The sequence below is a fragment of the Candidatus Nitrosopumilus sp. genome (assembly GCF_965223225.1).
GTDB lineage: Archaea > Thermoproteota > Nitrososphaeria > Nitrososphaerales > Nitrosopumilaceae > Nitrosopumilus.
The window spans coordinates 1,341,905-1,359,228 of record NZ_CBDCVU010000004.1 but is presented as its reverse complement, the minus strand read 5'-3'; the positions used below and the strand labels follow the sequence as shown (position 1 = coordinate 1,359,228).

Below are 17,324 nucleotides of genomic sequence, written 5' to 3'. Positions count from 1 at the left end.
AAATTTTACCAATAATAATGTCTGATATTATTCCTAAAAAAATTGGAGAAAATCAATACCAAATTGATGCTGATTCTAATCTTGGCATGAAGGTACCAGTAAGGATCTATGCTGATGAACTACTATTACAAAAGATGTTATCTGATAGGACGATTTTACAGGCACGAAATGTTTCGTCTATTCCTGGAATTTTGAGTCATAGTGTAGTCTTACCTGATGGTCATGAAGGCTATGGCTTTCCTGTAGGCGGTGTTGCCGCCATGGATGCTGAAGAAGGAATGATAAGTCCTGGAGGTGTTGGTTATGATATTAATTGTGGAGTACGACTGCTTCGATCAAATCTGGATGAACAAACTGTACGTTCGAAGCTAAAAGATCTAGTTGGTGATTTGTTTAGCTCCATTCCTTCTGGTGTGGGCTCTAAAGGTGCCGTAAAACTTAGTCATTCTGAACTTGATGAGGTTTTGGTAAAGGGTGTTAATTGGGCAATTGATCATGGATTTGGTTCATCAGACGATTCAGATGTATGTGAAGAGAACGGTCAAATTCAAAATGCTGATCCTAACAAAGTATCAGACAAGGCAAGAAAGAGAGGAGCTCCCCAACTAGGAAGTCTAGGATCCGGAAATCATTTTCTTGAAATTCAGAAGGTGGCAGAAATTCACGATGAGGAAGCAGCGAAACGAATGGGTATCAAAGAAGGAACTATTACAGTTTTGATTCATTGTGGTTCAAGAGGTTTTGGACATCAAGTATGCAGTGATTATTTACGTGTTTCAGAACAATCTATGACAAAATACGATATTGATTTGCCAGATAGAGAACTTGCATGTGTTCCAAATACTTCTGAGGAAGGAGAATCATATAGAAAAGCCATGTTTGCAGCATTGAATTTTGCGTGGAGCAATAGACAGATGATCACACATTGGACAAGAAAATCTTTTGAGCGTGTATTTGGTCAAACTGAATCAGATCTTGACATGAAATTAGTATATGATGTTGCCCATAATATTGCGAAAGTTGAGAAACATAAGATTGATGGAAAAGAAAGAAATGTTGTAGTTCATCGAAAGGGTGCAACAAGGGCTTTTCCCGCAAATAGATCTGAAATTCCTTCTAGGTATCGTGATCTTGGCCAACCTGTTCTAATCCCAGGTTCAATGGGAACTTCAAGTTGGATATTACTTGGCCAACCAAATTCTATGGATTTGAGTTTTGGTTCTACGGCACATGGTGCAGGCAGGACTATGTCCAGATCAAAAGCAAGGAGAAATTACACTGAAAATGATGTAAAAAAGTCCCTAAATGATAAAGGAATATTCATCAAGGCATTGACGCGTGATGGTGTTGTGGAGGAAACTCCTCAGGCATACAAAGACGTTGATTCTGTAGTTAATGTTTCTCATAACCTAGGTATTGCTACAAAGGTTGCAAAGTTGGTCCCTATAGGTGTGATAAAGGGTTGAGCGAAGACGATTCTGAGCTAAAACGATTAATGGAAAAACGGTTAGCAGAAATGCAAAAAAATATCTCACTAAAACAAGAGTCTAATAAAACAGAAGGCAAATTAGATGAAAAACCAACTGAGACTCCTCGAGACTTTCTAATCAAAGTTTTAGGTTTTAGGGGTCTTGAGGTATTAGAAAACGCTGAATCTCAGTTCCCAAATGAAACAAAACTAGTTGTTGGTAAACTATCTAAACTTATCAAATCAGGTGAAATTGCAGAAACACTTGACGGTGGAAAGTTACTTGCATTATTCAGATCTATTGGATTAAACGTCAGAATGGCGACCAAGATTAATGTTGAACAAGATGGAAAATTTGTCTCTCTTAGTGACAAACTAAGTAATCAATTACATGATGATGATGGAGACAGAAAATGAGCATAGTTTTGGAAATTGGAACAAAAAATTATTCTGATGATGCACTTGCAATAAAAAAAGCAATGTCTCATCTAGAAAGTTTGGTTGGTGAATATGCTGGATATGTTATTAGTGAACCTTCTACAAAGTTTGGCTGGACTTTTTTCAAACTAGCATTCAAACCAAACCTGCAGACTGGAATTGAAAAAGAATTTTCAGACATGTTGCAAAAATACAGATGGAGTGATCAATCACAAAAATTTGCCAAATTTATCGAAGATTATTTTAATTCTAGAAATTGTAAAGTCAAAGTCAAAATAGTTGACTAGACTCTTCTTCCTCTCTTTCCGCCTTTCTTTCTTGTAGTGTCATGTGGTATTGGAGTAACATCATCGATTCTTCCAATCTTGAATCCTCCTCTTGCTAAGGCTCTAATTGCTGCTTGTGCTCCAGGGCCAGGTACTCTTGAGCCCACTCCTCCTACAGCTCTTACTCTTATGTGAAATCCTGTAAATCCTTTAGTTCTAGCCGATTCTACAACTGCGTTTGCAGCTTTCATTGCAGCAAATGGTGATGATTCATATCTGTCAGCATTAACGTGTATGCCTCCAGAACTAATTGAAACTGTCTCTCCACCTGTAAGATCTGTCATGTGAATTATGGTGTTGTTGTAACTGCTGTAAATGTGAGCAATTCCCCATTTTTCAGGACCTTCTTTTTTTGCTTCTGGCTGAGCATTAACTTCGGTTTCATCTGTAGATTTTACCTCTTCAGATGAAATCTCTGCCTCTTCAGATGCAATCTGCTCAACTTCTGCTTCGGTTTCAGACAATGACTACTCACACCTCAAGGGGTTTAAAAAACATTGATTTTTCCATTTTTGCTTATTTTTTGGACACTATCTGCTCTTTTGTCGATTATTGATATATCACGCATTGTGAACTAGACTATTGGTCTCTATAATGATATTTGCAATCGGGATCGCAGTTGTAACTGCGTTATTGGGTTCTTTTGCATTTCAACTTTTGACTCCTTCAAATGAGATTATTTTGTCTCCACAAGAGAAAAAATGTCAGCAAATTGCAAATGAAGGCTACAAGATTTACGCCATGCATCCTAATTCTAATCCTGAAGATATGCCCACTGATGACATGAACAGAATGCTCGCATTAGATGAGGTCTGGATGACAGAGTGCGTTGCAGTTCTTCCACATGATTCAATAATTCGTATTGCAAACAATGTAGACCGTGACGTTTTTTCTGGCGAATAATTCTAGCTGAAATGTTTCCATCCTAAATCTTTCAATTGTGTCTGTCTTCCATTTTCTTTGATAAACACGTTCTTGCCTTTGGTCACATATCCAATCTCCATTAATGGCATCTTCAACATTTTGGCATTTTTTTGAATTATTTTTTTATGCTTGGGTGGCGCAGTAAATACTGTTTCATATTCTTCTCCTCCATAAAAGATCAAACTTTTTGAATTGATCTTTTGTTTTTTTGCAAATTCTTCCACTTCGTCTTTTGTAGGGATATTGTTAACAACAAATTTCTTTTTACTTTGATTTGCCATTTCATTTAATGTCGATGAAAGTCCGTCACTAGAGTCCATTGATGATGAAAAATATTTTTTACATTTTATTCCAAAATCTAAATTTGGTTTGGGTCTAAGAAATGCATTTGTGCATTTTTTGGTAAAACTGGTTTGTCTTTTTGGCTTTATCTTCTTCATTAGGATGCCTAGTCCTATAGGAGTATATCCAAAGGGGCCTGTTACAAATAACAAGTCTCCTATCTTTGCCCCTTTTCTAGGTGTGATGTTTTTATCCTTGCCAAAAACACATACATTGAAAACAATCTCTTTTCCTTCATTTGTGTCTCCTCCTGAGATGAAAATTCCATATTCTTTGGAGGCTTCTGCGAAACCTCTGCTGATTTGATTAATTTTAGCATGAGTTATTTTTCTAGGTAAGTTTACGGATATTGTTCCATATTGTGGTCTGACTCCCTTTGCAGCAAAATCACTTATGCATGCCATAACACCTTTTCTTGCAGCGTCACGTAAGTTCATTGTATTTGGAATATCCGTACTTTCTACAAGCGTGTCTGTCTTTACTATGATTTTTGATTTATCTAAATTAAAAACTTCAACATCTTCTGAGAGGAATTTTTTGTTATCCAGATTTTTCTGAAAAATCCTAATTATCTCAGTCTCATCTAAGTTGTTCAAAGGTTTCATTTACTAGTTTCAGTGTATCTTTGACGATTTTTTTACATTTCTCACTATCGTTTGACTCTGCTGATACTCGGATGATGTCTTCAGTATTTGATTTTCTTATCAAAACCCAACTGTCTTCATCAATTGTACACTTTACTCCGTCCATATCGTTAATCTCCGAATATTCCTTTGAAAATTTTGATTTGACACTATCAATCACTTTGTCGTGGAGTTTTGCATCTACTGCAGTTTTGTCTCTAATTTGATAATAGCTTTCCATATATTCTAAAATCTCGTGGAATTTTGAATCTCCCATCATTGATGCGATTAAACCACTTGTGAGTATGCCTTCTCGGCAATAATTGAATTCAGGTAAAATAAAACCTCCGCTACTTCCTTCTCCACCTGCTTGGGCATTTGATTTCAACATGAGGTCTATGACATTTGCTTCTCCTACTTTTGATCTTTTTACCGTCCCTCCTTGTTCTTTGATGAATTTTTCAATAGATATGCTAGTGTCAATACTCAAAACAAAATTTTTGTATCCTAGTTCCAATGATTTTGCAACGCCCAATCCAAGTGTTACATCAGGAACTTGTTTCGTTCCATTTCTGACAACTACTAATCTATCACCGTCAAGATCAAATGCAAAACCAATCTCTTTGTTCTTTGATGCAGCCGATAAATCTGCTAGTTCATCAGCTGTAGGATCTGGTCCTCTGCTAGAGCCCTCAAGTTCTCCATTTAATACTTGCACATTGCATCCTATTTTTCTTAATAGTTCTGGGGCAAATTCTTTTGCAGCCCCTCCACCTATATCCACCACTATATCTGGATTATTTTCTATATTGCCGATAATTTTTTGTGCATCTTCAATGTATGTTGATGTAATGTCTTGAGTTGTACCAAATTCTGTTGTTGGCATTTCTTGATGTTCTATTATTTGAGGCAATTCTTCTTCGTTTATTCCTCTTCCATCAATTATGAATTTCATTCCGTTCCATTGAATTGGGTTGTGTGAAGAAGAAATTATTACGCCAGCTCCGTACTTTCTTGCTTCCCTGAAAACCACAGGCGTTGGAACGGTGCCCAAATTAAAAACATCTATTCCATTTTTCATTAATGCACCAATAGCTGCATCTTTCATCATGGGTCCTGATGGTCTTGTGTCCATCCCTATCACACATTTCTTTGACTTTATCAGAGATGAAAAGTTGTTGCAGAATTCTAAAACATCTTTTAAGTTAAGGTCGTCACCAAAAATTCCTCTGATTCCAGAGATTGTCTTCTTCAATTATTCAACGTCGGAAAGGCTTTTTATTAAAACTTTGAGTTAACGCAAATGTGCCTTGGTAGCTCAGCCTGGTAGAGCGAACGCCTCGTAAGCGTTAGGTCGCGGGTTCAGATCCCGTCCAAGGCTTTACAAACAAGATGCCTGTTTTTAAAAAATGTTACATACAACAATCTAATTAAAAAAATTAAATTTTGTTTATTATTTTTACAATTATTTTATATTCTTATAGAAATCTTATGATATTACTAAAATATTATTTTGTACAAAACTATAAGATGATCAATACTATATACACATCTTTACTGATAATGCTGATAGGGTTTTCTTCTTCAGTTTCTTTTGCTGAAGAAAATTATGTTCCTAATTGGATAAAAGAGACTGCAGGTTTTTGGGCTGACAATAAAATCTCTGATGGTGATTTTTTGCAGAGCTTACAATATCTCATTGATAATGATTTTCTTTTGATACCTTATGATGAAAGTCTTGCATCTGATCCAGATCTTGATTTGAAAATTAATGTGTATACTAATAAACAAGAATATCGGGCAGGAGATGATATTGTGATTTTTGGAACAGTAAACAAGTTAATTGATGATCAAAAGATTTCAGTTGTCATCTCTTCAATAAAAGGAAATTTCATCTCAATTGCAAAGATTACTCCAAATCTTGATGGTTCATATGCATTTGTGGGAAGAGACTCTTCGTTTAAAGAGTACGGAGGATATATTGTAAATGTGTATTATGCTGGACAAGTGCATAAACAAATATCTTACACATTTACTCCGATAAATTGATCCAAGTTTTAATTTTTTGAAAATCAATTGAATTTGATATTGTATTTACATTTCTATAAAATGGGAATTTTTTCAGTGTAGGTGATTCTTTTTACTTTTCAAATAGAGGCCATGTCATCTATTGATACTTTTTTCTCTAGTAAATCTAGAAATTCTTATTAGAAATAATGACGTAATGTTACTTGCAGAAGCAAACAAATTCCGTGAAAGGCGATTCGAAAGAAGCCCGTCCCTGTATTTTCTCGGCATTAAAACGGGGACATTTGTATTAATTTTTAATAATTGCAGAAGGTCTAATTCTTAAAATCTACTGATAAAGCAATCTCAAACGATAAATTTTTGAATTTTATACTAATGATTATTGAAGCCACGTTTAGTTCATATGATTTGATGTCTTTGAGTTGATGTTTTCACGTATGTCTATACCTAATTATTTATTGACAATTTGATTATTTTATATTATTTGGAAATTTATTTAATTTTTATGATTTATTTTGATAAATTTTAAATGTTGTTTGGAATGACTTTATTGAAAAGAAACCCATATTATGTTATGTATGAATATCTATGACACCAAATCTATCTCATGCACAGATTGTGGCGAAATAATCGGAGAAATAGATTATGACGCAGAAGTCATACTTCCAAGATGTGGTCAATGCTCTAATCCTAGACCTCATTACAAAGACAAGATGCCGTATTTGATTCGTCATTAGAGATTCTAAAATAATCCCTTGGTAATTATTAGATCTTAAAATTTGTCTCATATAATCTATGATTTTCTTGGATGATCTGATTTTTGAATTCAAACTTTTTGAGGCATGTTAGGGAGTATGTTTAGTAAATCGTCTAGATTCTTTCATAAATGAATATCTGATACCGATCAGAATTTTTTGCCACAATGATTTACAACACATTTCATCGAATAATTTATTTAGTATGCACTAGTACTAAAAACACAAATGTATGAAAATTCACATGCTTGGAGAAGAAAGTTAAGAATACAATTAATGGTTGACATTGCAAAAAAAGAATTAGATTCTGGAAAGAAATTTGAAGAAATTTGTCCTAAACTTGAGCAAGAGATGCTGACAAGATGGAAACTAGTGTCTGGAACTAGAAAACAGTACTTGGATACAATACGAAAGGTACTGGATAATCAGTTTGTCTTGACATATTAATTCTGAAAAACCATTTTACCAAAGCTCAGCTTGATGTATCTTGTTCAAACTAAAGAAGATGATATAATGCCTCACTTATTTTTTGAAAATTAATCACAAAGAAATTCTTTATTTTGTTTTCTATTGTCTGTTTGTTTATTATTTGACAAGTAATATGGGACAAGGTGTTTTTTGTGCCACTCCATTTGCGGTACTTCCTAGAATCACTTTGTCAAGACCTGTCCTACCATGAGTTCCCATTACTATCATATCATGTTTTCGAGACCTTGCAAAAACCACAATATCTTTGACCACTGATTTTGATCTCAGTATGTATGATTTGACTGAAATGTTGTTTTTTTCGGCTAAAGACTCCATCTTCTCCAGATATTGTTTTGCTGCTTTGCTTTGCTTTTTTACAAGCTCATCATCTGCTCTTGCATCATAGAATTTGTGGTGCCAGGCGTCTCCTTCGACGCATGTGAGTAGGGTTATCTTTGAATTGTATTTTGTAGCCAAATCCAGTGCTACTTTGAATGCTCTGGTTGACGGTGCTGACAAGTCAGTTGGAACCAATATATTTCGAAACAACATTCTACTAGTTTTCTTCTCCATAAATTTTAATTTTGTTATGGTGGGTCTTGTAATCTGATAAATGCATTTTATTGAGCAGAATTTCCTCTCTCATGCTGCAAATTTGTTCTACTAAACTAATAATAAACGCAACAATTACCAACTATGATTTTCAGAAATGATATTGTTAAAGATGATTATATTTACCAAACTAGGAAGTAATAATCCAAGTGGATGCCCGTAAATCTAATCTGATAGGAATAATTAGGAAACCGATCACTGTAGGCCCTGAGACGTCTATAACTAAAACAAGAGAGATTCTGTTAGAAAAAAAAATCAAACGAGTAGTGGTAAAAGACAGAAACAATAACCCAATTGGAATAATAACTGAAAAAGATATTGCCAAGAAAATTTATGAACTAGGTTCTAGATCGATAAGGTCTGTAAAAGCTAAAGAATTCAAACCAAGAAAATTGTATACTCTAAGCAGAGAGAATTCGGTTCAAGATTGCGCAAAATTGATGAAAAAACACAGGATCAATTCGATAATAATTTTATACAAAGACAAAACACTTGAGGGAATCGTGACAAAAACAGATCTTATGAATACTATTCTGACAAAAGATACAGACAACATTCGCGTTTCAAAACTTATGAAGAGAAAACTGGTAACTGCAGCTCCCTCTGATCCAATACTTCATGTAGAGCATTTGCTTTTACAGTATGCAATATCTAGAATAATAATAAAAAGAAACCAAAAGCCCATCGGAATTATCACCTTTAGAGATTTTGTACCTGCCAAAATCCCTCAATGGATTGCAGACTCTGCAGATCCTAGTGAGATTCAACAATACAAAGCTAAGAAAGGTCTAGAAGAAACCCATTCAAACTCTCTGAGCTATCTTTTTCCATTTCATGCAGTAGACATAATGACCTCTAACCCAATTACTGTTGAGGAAACAGACGATGTCAAAAAGGCGATAACTCTGATGATAAAAAATAATATCAGTGGATTGCCAGTCGTAAAAAAATCAAAATTGGTAGGAATAATCACCAAATCTGACATTGTGAATTCTTTGGCAGAATAATTTTACTTTACAATCACTAACGAACAAGTAGATGATTGTGCAAGTTTATTTGAAACGCTGCCTAACAACACTCTTCCCACTGCTCCAAGTCCCTTATTTCCAACAATTATCAAGTCGCATTTCTCTTTTTTAGCAGTCTTGTTAATTTCATTTACAATATTTCCTTGAGCCAGAATGATCTTTGCGTCTAATTGTTTTTTTGCTAGAATACTCTTTGCATTATCGAGAGTCTTTTTGCCAAATTTACGAAGAATTTTTAGATATTCCTTTTGATCTAAAAGGTTGACAGGCATTGATTTTTCAACTACATAGATCAAAATGATTTCTGCATCAAATGCAATACTGAAATCACAAGCGTATTGTATTACTTTTTTAGAATATTTTGAGCCATCAAGGGGGACAAGAATTTTCTTGGTCTTTGCCATTGTATCTTGTTTTCTAAACCCCTCTATTAGTTGTAAGGACTATAATTTGTAAAAATTTTTGCTACTGAATGATAATACATGTCTCTCATATCCTCTTCTACACAAACTGCCAACAAGTTTACGATGTCTGTTGCAGTAATCATTCCCACTACATTTCCATCGTCAATCACTGGTATTTTTCTAATTCCCATGTCATGCATTACATCTGCTGCACTCCTAACGGATTCATCTGAATTAATCGATATTAGTGGTGATGACATGATCTGCTTGACTGGTGTAGTTATTTGGTATGCATGAGCCACAATCTTTACTGCAAAGTCCCTGTCTGTAACTATTCCTACAGGTTTGTTGTTTTCCATAATTATTACAGCCCCTACTTTTGCATCTTCCATCATTTTTGCTGCTTCATTTACTGTAACTGATCCATCTACTGAAATCACAGCCTTTGTCATAATATCTCCAATTGTTTTAGTTTTGGCATCACTCATTTTGCAAGTTTACTATACACATTAGATATATGACTCTCCTCTAGAATATCAAATCTGAAAATCATTCCAGATAATCTCAATTGAATTTAAATTAAAAAATTAGTTCTCTTTTGTTTATGGCAATTAAAATAAAAAAAATCCTTGTTCCTTTGGATGGATCTGAAAATTCTTTTCGAGGATTAGATGCTGCTATTCATATGGCAAGAGAATGTAATGCAACAATAACTGGCTTGTATGTTGCAGAAATTACAAAACCAAAAATTGATGATCAAATCACCCCTCTTGAAAAAACTCTTTTGACAAATGCTCAAAAAATTATGAAAAAAGCAAAATTAAGATCTGCACAACGAGGAATTTTGTTTTATGATCGAATTTCTTACGGGGATGCAGAAAGAAGAATTGTAGATGTCGCTGAACGGAAAAACTTTGATCTTGTTGTTATAGGAGCACGTGGAAGGAGTGCTGCCAAGGAGGTTTTCTTGGGAAGTACTTCTAATTTTGTTTTACACAAATCAAAAAAACCCGTGTTAATAGTAAAGTGATCTAAATGGAGCTAGAAAAAAAATCAGCAGACTACTTGGAGCAACTACTTGAACAAACTCAAGAATCTTTCGAAGGCTTGTCTGTTAGATGGAATGACTTGCAGCCCAGAAGTCAATATACAGTAAAGATGTCTGAGGATTTTCATCTTGGATTTGTCTTTGGACATTTGGAAAATGCATTTGCTGGATGGTTTTATTCTGAATATGGACGGTCTATGACTGATAAGGAATACAGTGAATTTTGGATAACGTGTAGGAAACTTGTGAGATCTTTGCATGAAAAATATGACATGTTTTATTTTCAAGAATAAACTAGTCTGTTTTTCAATTCAAGTTTGAAATAATCTCTGCTTTTTTGTTTTATAAAATTAAAACTGGACATTGTGTGTTTCTAAACACGTTTTCAACCGTACTATGATGATGTCGCTTTTCATATCTGTTAGTTAGTTTTGTCTTTGTCATAATTATGAGATCAATCTTGTTCTGTTTTGCAAATTCAAGTATCCTGATAGATGCCATTCCATTTTTGACAATTTTTGACTTAAACGGAACATCATGTTCTTCAGAAAATTCTCCTAACTGTCCATGTAATTTTTCAACCTGTTTTTGCTCTCTTTCAAATTCTTGCTTACTTGTCTTTGTTTTAAAAAATCCAAATGTTGGTCTCTCCTCCAAACATGTGATGACTGTAATTTTTGCCTGAATCCTAGATGCAAGTGAGACGGCTTTTCTGAATGCCTTGTTACTTCCCGAAGTTCCATTATAAGGTACTAATATGTGATCAAATACTTTGGCCATTTATTTTCACTTGCATGTGGTAAACCCGTACATGAAAGTGTTTTTAATTTTTTTAACGTAGATAGTAAAATAAGAAGGTCTTAAAGTTCGCGTATCTATGCTAACTAATCTACTTTAACTTTTTTCACATATTTTACATATGGACGTATTTGGATTTTCCCCAGTGGTTGCCACAGTAATTATAGTGTCGACTGGTGTGTTACTACAAAATCTCATTGGCTGGTTAAAATCTGAGGAAAATTATGATATTCGGAGCGCTATTGCATCAACAATTATTGCATTTATTGTTGGAATTACGATAATTGGTCCCCAGATTGAGGCTATTCAGGATGAAATGCTGTCTGATTTATCTGAGATGACTATGGTTGCAAGTTTAATTGCATCTGTTGCAGGCTTTGATGTGTTGACAAAGAATGTCTTTAAGATAGCCAACCGAAAAATCCATCTACGCGACAATACTCTCCGCACTTGATTTTGTGAATTTCAATTGAAAAAACAAGAAACTACTCTTTGAAACTTGCCAAGATTGACTGCATTTGAATCCTGCAATTCCTTGTAATCAATTATGCTTGACATCAAAATGAAATTCTACTAAATTAGTGCAGTATTAACAACATCTTCTTTGCAGCAACATTAATTTCTTGAAAAAAATTAACATGCTTGAAAATTAAGATTACAATTGTGTCTTGATTTTAAAAATTGAATCTTGAGATTAAATAAAAAATGATACTATGAACTTGATTCATCAAAAGTCTCTATATCGATCTCTAATTCTTTCCCTAAACCTTCCCACCATTGTTTACCTTGTTCTGTCATATGCTCCCCTCTACTCTAGTCAGAATTCTCCTTTATAGATCTGCCGGTTGATTAATCTTTTTTTAGGATCAAGTGCTTTATTCTTCTTTAACTTCCTGCTTTCTCTTCATCTTTCTGTACATTATTATCATGAGAGCAGCTCCTGCGCATCCCCAAAACAGTGGTGACAGCCCAGATTCTATGGTTGGTTGGAAAGCTCCTACAAACCCTAATGACATTATTGCCACTAATCCCAAACCTATCACCTCAAGAATCTTTACCAAATATTACCCACTGATTTTCTTAAATCAAAAAGATATATGGTTTTGTAAACCCTCTATTCTGTGGACAAGTATCTTGCTGTAATTCTAATTTTTATGATAGTGGGAATTCCGATTTCTTTTGTAAATCCATCTACCGGTGAAATATACGCACAGCCAATACTTCCATTGTTTTATGGTTCTATTGGAGGAATAATTGTAATTTTCTTTTATGCCTCATATCAAGAAAAGAAAGAGAGACGAAAAGCAAACGCTAAGCGTAGATCTAAAAAATAATGCCTAAAGCTCTAAACCAAACGATTCTGCAATGTTAGAAAATTTCACATAAGACTCTAGATATTGTCTTCCTTTTGATGTAATCACGAAGGTATTTTTACCATCAAATTCAATTTTGTTGATTAATCCTGCTCCCGTCAAGTTTTCTAGGAACTTTGAGAGTCTTGAGTGTGACAGGTTTGCCTTTGTCAGTAATGATGTGGTCTTGATGCCCTCCTGACCAGACTGCTCTGTGGCAGTTAATAGATCGCCTACTATCTGCATGCTAGTCCTGTATGAAACCATATGGTCTATAGTATAAAACTCAGATATAAGGGTATTACCATTAATTCAGATCAGATAAATAAGCTCCAAAATTTGTTTTCTCAATGCCTTCTCAATCATCTATTCCATGGTTTGATGAATTCATAGGCGTGGCGTATCGGTATTACGATCTAAGAATGAATATTGTCCCTTTGTTAACTAACAGAAAAGAATCAACATACCTCTGGCATGATACAATCCATTGGTGGCTGGACCCTTCCATTAAGGTTAGATTTGTTGAAACTGATGATGATTACTGGTTTATCATGGGATCTGAATCCAAAAAACCTGATGCAAATCTGATTTTTTTTAAAAACCTGCCAAAGTCTGAAAATTATGAAAGATTCAAGAAAGGTCATGCTGGTGAGGCTTATCTTAGACTGGGAACGTATACAAAAAAATCACTCAAAGATGTAAAAAAAAATGCATTGTGTGATTGTGGCCATGAGGCAATTGATCATGATGAAGGTGATGGTGATGTTTGCTTGTATAATGATTGTAATTGCAAGAAATTCTCAAGTTTTCAGATAACCTTGTCAAAAAGAAAAAAAACAATCACTGATCTAAAATTTTTAGACGAAAAAGACGTAAAAGAAGATCCACTTGCATGGAACTGCCTAAATGCTCATAAATATTCAAAATCAGAAAAAAGCTAGTCTAACTCTTTATTTACTCTGACGTGTTCTCCTGGATAGTATTCGTTAAGTTTTTTTGAATAACAATCTCCACATAATATGCCATCAATACTCCACTCTTCCATTGGATTGTAACGTAGTTTGATCTTTTGACTGCATATTGAACATTTGTCCTTTGTTCCCAAATCGTTTCTGCTTTTTTTAATCAATATAAAAAAGATTCTGGATCTTCACCTGTCTAAATTATGTTAAATATTACTAAATTATATCACTTTACGGTAGCTGGTCTGGTCAATGTAAACCTCCTGCAAGATTTTTACTTGACTGGGCTTCTACCATTAATTATTATAGCAAATTGCCTGTCAGCTTTTTTAGCGCTAGTATCTCTTCTTCTTCTTGTCTTATCTTCTTGTCAATGACGCGTAGCATTCCATCACTCCATACATGTTTTGAGAAAAAATTGTGCTTGGTGTTTGCAAGTTCAATTTCATCATCCACTACCGTATCTTCTAAAAATTTGGTCACCACTACATCTGTGATTTTTAAAATTCTTGAATTGAGCTTAAAACTGCGAAAAATAGGCTCTAATTTTCTAACATCTGACTTAAAATCTCCTTTTGATTCAAGAATTTTCTTGTGAAGTATCCTGAAATATACTGCTACAAAAAATAAGGTTGCATATCTTTTAGTTTTATGTCCTCCTTGTTTTCCATATTTTAGTGATTTTTTTGCAAATTCCTTGACTAAGTACGGATATAGCAAAATCCTGTAGTCATCTTTCAGGTTATCATTAAAGACATCATCGTATTTACTTCCCCTTGGTAGAAATTGTGCAGGTGAACTGTATGCTTCTGTTGGTCTTTGCTCAATTCCAGCGACTAATGACTGAATGGCGTCTTTTGCCACAATGACTTTTTTATGATTATCTGGAAGATAATTGTTGTAAATGGAATCTCCTTCATACTGACATTGTTTTGATTTTGTTTTGGAATCAAACGAACCGGCTTGTATCTCATAAAAATAACCACAATTCTTTAACTGTGATTTGATTGATTTATGAAAATCCATTAATGAAACAAGATCTTTACCTCTTACGGAGTTTTGAGAATTTCTATATTTTGTAATGTTGTTCTGTTCTTGTTCATCATCAGCTTTAATTATTGTCACTGTCATTGAACCTTCCATGTTTTTTGTTCTCTTTGAATGATCTAGAATTGAGTTTGATGTTTGTGCTCCATTGACAATTTGAGGAGCATTAAGTTCAATCATTCCATTTCCAATTTCTACAAAATCATTAACTACTATAGTAATTCCATTATTGTAATAAAAAAATTTTCCAGGATTTGTTTGTAAAGTATCTCGTAACCCTTTGTTGACTGTAGTTTTAAATTGCATCCATTGTCTGATGTTGGATTCAAAAACATAATCTCTGTTTTTACTTACAAATTCTGTTAATTCACGTAATTTCAAAATTCCTAATATTGTATTTTCATGTCTAAGCATTCTTTCAAGTTTTATTGATGATTTTTTTCCTGCAGCAGGTTTTTTTATTCTATCCCATAATTTCTGAATAATTTTATCCCCATCAATAATCTCAACAAGATCATCTTTGTAGTCGACTTCTTGATCCGTTACATAGCAACATTTTATCTTAAGATTTTTTTCTTTAATTTTTGTGACTAACTGAGCTAGTTCTGGTCTCATTTTTGCAACATCTTTTGAAAGCAGTCTCTTTGCATCTTCTTTGAATTTAGCAATTGCTTCTAGTGAATGCGATGTGCCGTATTTAGATTGAAATAGTCTTATCGTGTTATCTGAAAAATCCACAGGAAGATATGCATCAATTCCGAGATCGTTTGCACCGTCTACTATTGCATCTGCTGCATCATCTTCAGTAGCCTCAAAAACTCGAGTTAATACCCATTGAAGAAAATTATTCCCTTTCTCTACCTCATTTTTTGAATTTTCAGCATAGTCATGTATACTGCCTATAATGTTCTCTGCAAATCCTTCTAAAGGTGGACTGGAATTTTTTTGAACTAATAACGCTTGTGAACCTGGTATGTATTCTAATAAACCATTTCCATTTTGCGACAATTTATTTTCCTAATATGTTATATATTTAGAGAATTTGGTAATTATGTAATAACTAGTCGTGTGTGAAATAATTTGTTAAAGAAAATAACTGTTGCAAGTGTAGTGATTGCAGTAATAATCATCATTTCTATTTCTCTGTCCTTATCTTCTGATGATGTATTGCCTGAATCGACTGTTGAAGAAACTCCTTCCATTGAAGTTCAAGCTGACGTAATAATGCCAACCAAAGTCTCAAGGCCAGGTTGTGAGGAGACTGACAAATGTTACATACCATCAAAAATTACCGTTGAAAAAGACTCTTCAGTTACATGGATCAATGAAGATTCTGCTTTTCACAGTGTGACTTCGGGAGTTTATGATGAGCCCACAGGTCTCTTTGATAGTGGTTACATGGATCCATACCAAACCTTTTCCTACGTTTTTGATACTTCTGGTACTTATGACTACTATTGTACTCTTCATCCTTGGATGGAGGGAAAGGTAATAGTAGAATAAAGGTACCCGAGGGAGTCGAACCCCCTTGTATAGGCTTTGCAGGCCCACGCATAACCGTTCTGCCAGAGTACCGTTTTGAAAAACAGAAAATGAATAATTAAACTCTTTAGATTATAGATTGATAAATATTTTTGAAGCCAATTTGACATCTTCTCCTTTTACCGTTTTTCTTCCCGCATGTGATGTCATATCTACGGCATTTTTTGCAATTTTCTCTGCAATCTCTTCAATAACCCTTCTTAATTCATCTGCAGATTCATCACTAACCCTATCGGCACCTGCTTTTTTTAAAATTCTATACATAGCAGATAATCCTAGTTCTGATGATTTCATGCTTTTATTTTGATTTTTTATGAAAAAAGATAATGAGTGAAAAAATATCACTAAGGAATCGATTTATACAGACTATTTTATTAACTGAGAAGACATGACTTGGTATTTTGATTCTCATATTCATCTGTCTGATCCTGTTTATTCCTCTGATATGCAATTTATTTTGCAAGAGATGAAAACCATAAAGCTAAAGTCTTGTTGTGTTTCCACTAATGTTTATGATTCTGTGAAAACATTAGAACTGGCAAAACAAAGTGACTTGATCCTACCTTTTATTGGAATTCATCCAGAATTTTCCAATGATGATCTAAGTAACATGGTTGACTTGATTGATCATAACCATAAACTCTTATCAGGAATTGGTGAAATTGGATTAGACCCAACTTACATTCAATCTGACGAAGACAAAAAAAATCAATTACGTGTATTTGAGTCCATGTTGGAGATTGCTGGTAAATATGATAAACCTATATCGATTCATTCTAGAAAAAACTTAGATGAAATATTCCAAATTATGACATCCTATAAATCAAAAAAATCTTTGCTTCATTGGTTTGATGGAAGTAAAAAACAACTTCAAAAAGCCATGGACATGGGATTTTTTGTGTCATTTGGACCTGTTCTTGTATATGCAAATGATAAACAAACATTGTTGAGTAAATCTGATGAATCTCAAATTCTTGTTGAAACTGATGGTCCAGTAAGATTTTCTAGGTGTTTTGAAAGGAAATCTGGACAAATTAGCTTTATCCCAAGTGTGATTTTTTGTGCTTCAAAGATACTTCACAAATCATTTGATGAGATGGTAATTTTGCTAGAGAAAAACTCGAATGCCTATCTTGGAAAATAGGTATAAAATACCCTC

Annotated in this window: 27 protein-coding genes and 1 tRNA gene; 16 read left to right on the top strand and 12 right to left on the bottom strand. The window is 34.1% G+C overall.

Annotation, left to right across the window (positions count from 1 at the left end; all coding sequences use genetic code 11):
* Nucleotides 1-17: 17 nt before the first annotated feature.
* From ACOQN3_RS08725 to ACOQN3_RS08715, 3 genes are read left to right on the top strand one after another with little or no spacing between them, the layout of a single operon-like run.
* The gene (locus ACOQN3_RS08725; RefSeq protein WP_420546081.1) at nucleotides 18-1,466 is read left to right on the top strand and encodes an RtcB family protein; all 1,449 of its coding nucleotides are present in this window, start codon (nucleotides 18-20) and stop codon (nucleotides 1,464-1,466) included.
* Complete coding sequence (locus ACOQN3_RS08720; RefSeq protein ID WP_420546080.1) at nucleotides 1,463-1,885, top strand: DNA-binding protein; 423 nt, start codon at nucleotides 1,463-1,465, stop codon at nucleotides 1,883-1,885. Before ACOQN3_RS08725 ends, ACOQN3_RS08720 begins: the two co-directional genes overlap by 4 nt.
* Nucleotides 1,882-2,193 (top strand): hypothetical protein, encoded by a 312-nt coding sequence (locus ACOQN3_RS08715; RefSeq protein ID WP_420546079.1) that lies wholly within the window; start codon nucleotides 1,882-1,884, stop codon nucleotides 2,191-2,193. Before ACOQN3_RS08720 ends, ACOQN3_RS08715 begins: the two co-directional genes overlap by 4 nt.
* Here ACOQN3_RS08715 and ACOQN3_RS08710 read toward each other — a convergent pair.
* Nucleotides 2,190-2,696 carry a 30S ribosomal protein S11 gene (locus tag ACOQN3_RS08710; RefSeq protein ID WP_420546078.1) on the bottom strand — a complete coding sequence of 169 codons (507 nt, stop codon included), beginning with the start codon at nucleotides 2,694-2,696 and terminating at the stop codon, nucleotides 2,190-2,192. The two genes, ACOQN3_RS08715 and ACOQN3_RS08710, sit on opposite strands and share 4 nt — an antisense overlap.
* Nucleotides 2,697-2,814: 118 nt before the next feature.
* Here ACOQN3_RS08710 and ACOQN3_RS08705 point away from each other — a divergent pair, with 118 nt between their 5' ends.
* Nucleotides 2,815-3,135, top strand: coding sequence for a hypothetical protein (locus ACOQN3_RS08705; RefSeq protein WP_420546077.1), 321 nt, complete (start codon nucleotides 2,815-2,817; stop codon nucleotides 3,133-3,135).
* A gap of 2 nt (nucleotides 3,136-3,137) precedes the next feature.
* On the opposite strand, the gene thiL is transcribed toward ACOQN3_RS08705, so the two are convergent.
* A complete protein-coding gene (thiL, locus tag ACOQN3_RS08700) occupies nucleotides 3,138-4,094 on the bottom strand; it encodes a thiamine-phosphate kinase (RefSeq protein WP_420546076.1) in 957 nt (318 codons plus the stop codon).
* Nucleotides 4,078-5,376, bottom strand: a complete 1,299-nt coding sequence (locus ACOQN3_RS08695) for a phosphomannomutase (RefSeq protein ID WP_420546075.1) — start codon at nucleotides 5,374-5,376, stop codon at nucleotides 4,078-4,080. The genes thiL and ACOQN3_RS08695 overlap by 17 nt, the downstream gene beginning before the upstream one ends.
* A gap of 52 nt (nucleotides 5,377-5,428) precedes the next feature.
* Here ACOQN3_RS08695 and ACOQN3_RS08690 point away from each other — a divergent pair.
* The 4 genes from ACOQN3_RS08690 (at nucleotide 5,429) to ACOQN3_RS08675 (ending at nucleotide 7,351) form a co-directional block, all read left to right on the top strand.
* A tRNA-Thr gene (locus ACOQN3_RS08690) sits at nucleotides 5,429-5,502 on the top strand.
* A 182-nt stretch (nucleotides 5,503-5,684) separates the two neighbouring features.
* Nucleotides 5,685-6,170 carry a hypothetical protein gene (locus ACOQN3_RS08685; RefSeq protein WP_420546074.1) on the top strand — a complete coding sequence of 162 codons (486 nt, stop codon included), beginning with the start codon at nucleotides 5,685-5,687 and terminating at the stop codon, nucleotides 6,168-6,170.
* A gap of 557 nt (nucleotides 6,171-6,727) precedes the next feature.
* Nucleotides 6,728-6,886: a hypothetical protein gene (locus tag ACOQN3_RS08680; RefSeq protein WP_420546073.1), complete on the top strand. Its 159-nt coding sequence runs from the start codon at nucleotides 6,728-6,730 to the stop codon at nucleotides 6,884-6,886.
* Nucleotides 6,887-7,132: 246 nt separating this feature from the next.
* Nucleotides 7,133-7,351: a hypothetical protein gene (locus ACOQN3_RS08675; protein ID WP_420546072.1), complete on the top strand. Its 219-nt coding sequence runs from the start codon at nucleotides 7,133-7,135 to the stop codon at nucleotides 7,349-7,351.
* A 138-nt stretch (nucleotides 7,352-7,489) separates the two neighbouring features.
* On the opposite strand, the gene ACOQN3_RS08670 is transcribed toward ACOQN3_RS08675, so the two are convergent.
* Nucleotides 7,490-7,924: a universal stress protein gene (locus tag ACOQN3_RS08670; RefSeq protein ID WP_420546071.1), complete on the bottom strand. Its 435-nt coding sequence runs from the start codon at nucleotides 7,922-7,924 to the stop codon at nucleotides 7,490-7,492.
* 209 nt (nucleotides 7,925-8,133) lie between these two features.
* Here ACOQN3_RS08670 and ACOQN3_RS08665 point away from each other — a divergent pair, with 209 nt between their 5' ends.
* Nucleotides 8,134-8,991, top strand: a complete 858-nt coding sequence (locus ACOQN3_RS08665; protein WP_420546070.1) for a CBS domain-containing protein — start codon at nucleotides 8,134-8,136, stop codon at nucleotides 8,989-8,991.
* Nucleotides 8,992-8,993: 2 nt separating this feature from the next.
* On the opposite strand, the gene ACOQN3_RS08660 is transcribed toward ACOQN3_RS08665, so the two are convergent.
* Nucleotides 8,994-9,416: a universal stress protein gene (locus tag ACOQN3_RS08660; protein ID WP_420546069.1), complete on the bottom strand. Its 423-nt coding sequence runs from the start codon at nucleotides 9,414-9,416 to the stop codon at nucleotides 8,994-8,996.
* A gap of 26 nt (nucleotides 9,417-9,442) precedes the next feature.
* Nucleotides 9,443-9,904 (bottom strand): CBS domain-containing protein, encoded by a 462-nt coding sequence (locus ACOQN3_RS08655; RefSeq protein WP_420546068.1) that lies wholly within the window; start codon nucleotides 9,902-9,904, stop codon nucleotides 9,443-9,445.
* 116 nt (nucleotides 9,905-10,020) lie between these two features.
* On the opposite strand from ACOQN3_RS08655, the gene ACOQN3_RS08650 reads away from it, so the two are divergent.
* Together ACOQN3_RS08650 and ACOQN3_RS08645 are read left to right on the top strand one after the other, a co-directional pair.
* Nucleotides 10,021-10,446, top strand: a complete 426-nt coding sequence (locus ACOQN3_RS08650) for a universal stress protein (protein ID WP_420546067.1) — start codon at nucleotides 10,021-10,023, stop codon at nucleotides 10,444-10,446.
* A gap of 5 nt (nucleotides 10,447-10,451) precedes the next feature.
* Entirely contained in the window at nucleotides 10,452-10,757 is a 306-nt protein-coding gene (locus ACOQN3_RS08645; protein ID WP_420546066.1) for a hypothetical protein, read from the top strand.
* A gap of 49 nt (nucleotides 10,758-10,806) precedes the next feature.
* Here ACOQN3_RS08645 and ACOQN3_RS08640 read toward each other — a convergent pair whose 3' ends face one another.
* Nucleotides 10,807-11,244: a universal stress protein gene (locus ACOQN3_RS08640; RefSeq protein ID WP_420546065.1), complete on the bottom strand. Its 438-nt coding sequence runs from the start codon at nucleotides 11,242-11,244 to the stop codon at nucleotides 10,807-10,809.
* Nucleotides 11,245-11,383: 139 nt separating this feature from the next.
* Between ACOQN3_RS08640 and ACOQN3_RS08635 the strand changes: the two genes are divergently transcribed.
* Nucleotides 11,384-11,716, top strand: a complete 333-nt coding sequence (locus ACOQN3_RS08635; protein ID WP_420546064.1) for a hypothetical protein — start codon at nucleotides 11,384-11,386, stop codon at nucleotides 11,714-11,716.
* A gap of 421 nt (nucleotides 11,717-12,137) precedes the next feature.
* Here ACOQN3_RS08635 and ACOQN3_RS08630 read toward each other — a convergent pair whose 3' ends face one another.
* The gene (locus ACOQN3_RS08630) at nucleotides 12,138-12,323 is read right to left on the bottom strand and encodes a hypothetical protein (protein ID WP_420546063.1); all 186 of its coding nucleotides are present in this window, start codon (nucleotides 12,321-12,323) and stop codon (nucleotides 12,138-12,140) included.
* Between the two features lie 60 nt (nucleotides 12,324-12,383).
* On the opposite strand from ACOQN3_RS08630, the gene ACOQN3_RS08625 reads away from it, so the two are divergent.
* On the top strand, nucleotides 12,384-12,596 hold the full coding sequence (locus ACOQN3_RS08625) for a hypothetical protein (RefSeq protein ID WP_420546062.1): 213 nt from the start codon (nucleotides 12,384-12,386) through the stop codon (nucleotides 12,594-12,596).
* Nucleotides 12,597-12,599: 3 nt separating this feature from the next.
* On the opposite strand, the gene ACOQN3_RS08620 is transcribed toward ACOQN3_RS08625, so the two are convergent.
* Entirely contained in the window at nucleotides 12,600-12,860 is a 261-nt protein-coding gene (locus ACOQN3_RS08620; RefSeq protein WP_420546621.1) for a winged helix-turn-helix domain-containing protein, read from the bottom strand.
* A 104-nt stretch (nucleotides 12,861-12,964) separates the two neighbouring features.
* Here ACOQN3_RS08620 and ACOQN3_RS08615 point away from each other — a divergent pair, with 104 nt between their 5' ends.
* Complete coding sequence (locus ACOQN3_RS08615; protein ID WP_420546061.1) at nucleotides 12,965-13,555, top strand: hypothetical protein; 591 nt, start codon at nucleotides 12,965-12,967, stop codon at nucleotides 13,553-13,555.
* Here ACOQN3_RS08615 and ACOQN3_RS08610 read toward each other — a convergent pair.
* Entirely contained in the window at nucleotides 13,552-13,719 is a 168-nt protein-coding gene (locus ACOQN3_RS08610; protein WP_420546060.1) for a hypothetical protein, read from the bottom strand. The two genes, ACOQN3_RS08615 and ACOQN3_RS08610, sit on opposite strands and share 4 nt — an antisense overlap.
* 160 nt (nucleotides 13,720-13,879) lie before the next feature.
* Nucleotides 13,880-15,631, bottom strand: a complete 1,752-nt coding sequence (locus ACOQN3_RS08605) for an AIPR family protein (protein WP_420546059.1) — start codon at nucleotides 15,629-15,631, stop codon at nucleotides 13,880-13,882.
* A gap of 72 nt (nucleotides 15,632-15,703) precedes the next feature.
* Here ACOQN3_RS08605 and ACOQN3_RS08600 point away from each other — a divergent pair, with 72 nt between their 5' ends.
* Nucleotides 15,704-16,126, top strand: coding sequence for a cupredoxin domain-containing protein (locus tag ACOQN3_RS08600; protein ID WP_420546058.1), 423 nt, complete (start codon nucleotides 15,704-15,706; stop codon nucleotides 16,124-16,126).
* Nucleotides 16,127-16,237: 111 nt separating this feature from the next.
* Here ACOQN3_RS08600 and ACOQN3_RS08595 read toward each other — a convergent pair whose 3' ends face one another.
* Nucleotides 16,238-16,459, bottom strand: a complete 222-nt coding sequence (locus tag ACOQN3_RS08595; RefSeq protein WP_420546057.1) for a histone family protein — start codon at nucleotides 16,457-16,459, stop codon at nucleotides 16,238-16,240.
* A gap of 94 nt (nucleotides 16,460-16,553) precedes the next feature.
* Here ACOQN3_RS08595 and ACOQN3_RS08590 point away from each other — a divergent pair, with 94 nt between their 5' ends.
* Nucleotides 16,554-17,309, top strand: a complete 756-nt coding sequence (locus tag ACOQN3_RS08590; RefSeq protein WP_420546056.1) for a TatD family hydrolase — start codon at nucleotides 16,554-16,556, stop codon at nucleotides 17,307-17,309.
* Nucleotides 17,310-17,324 lie beyond the last annotated feature (15 nt).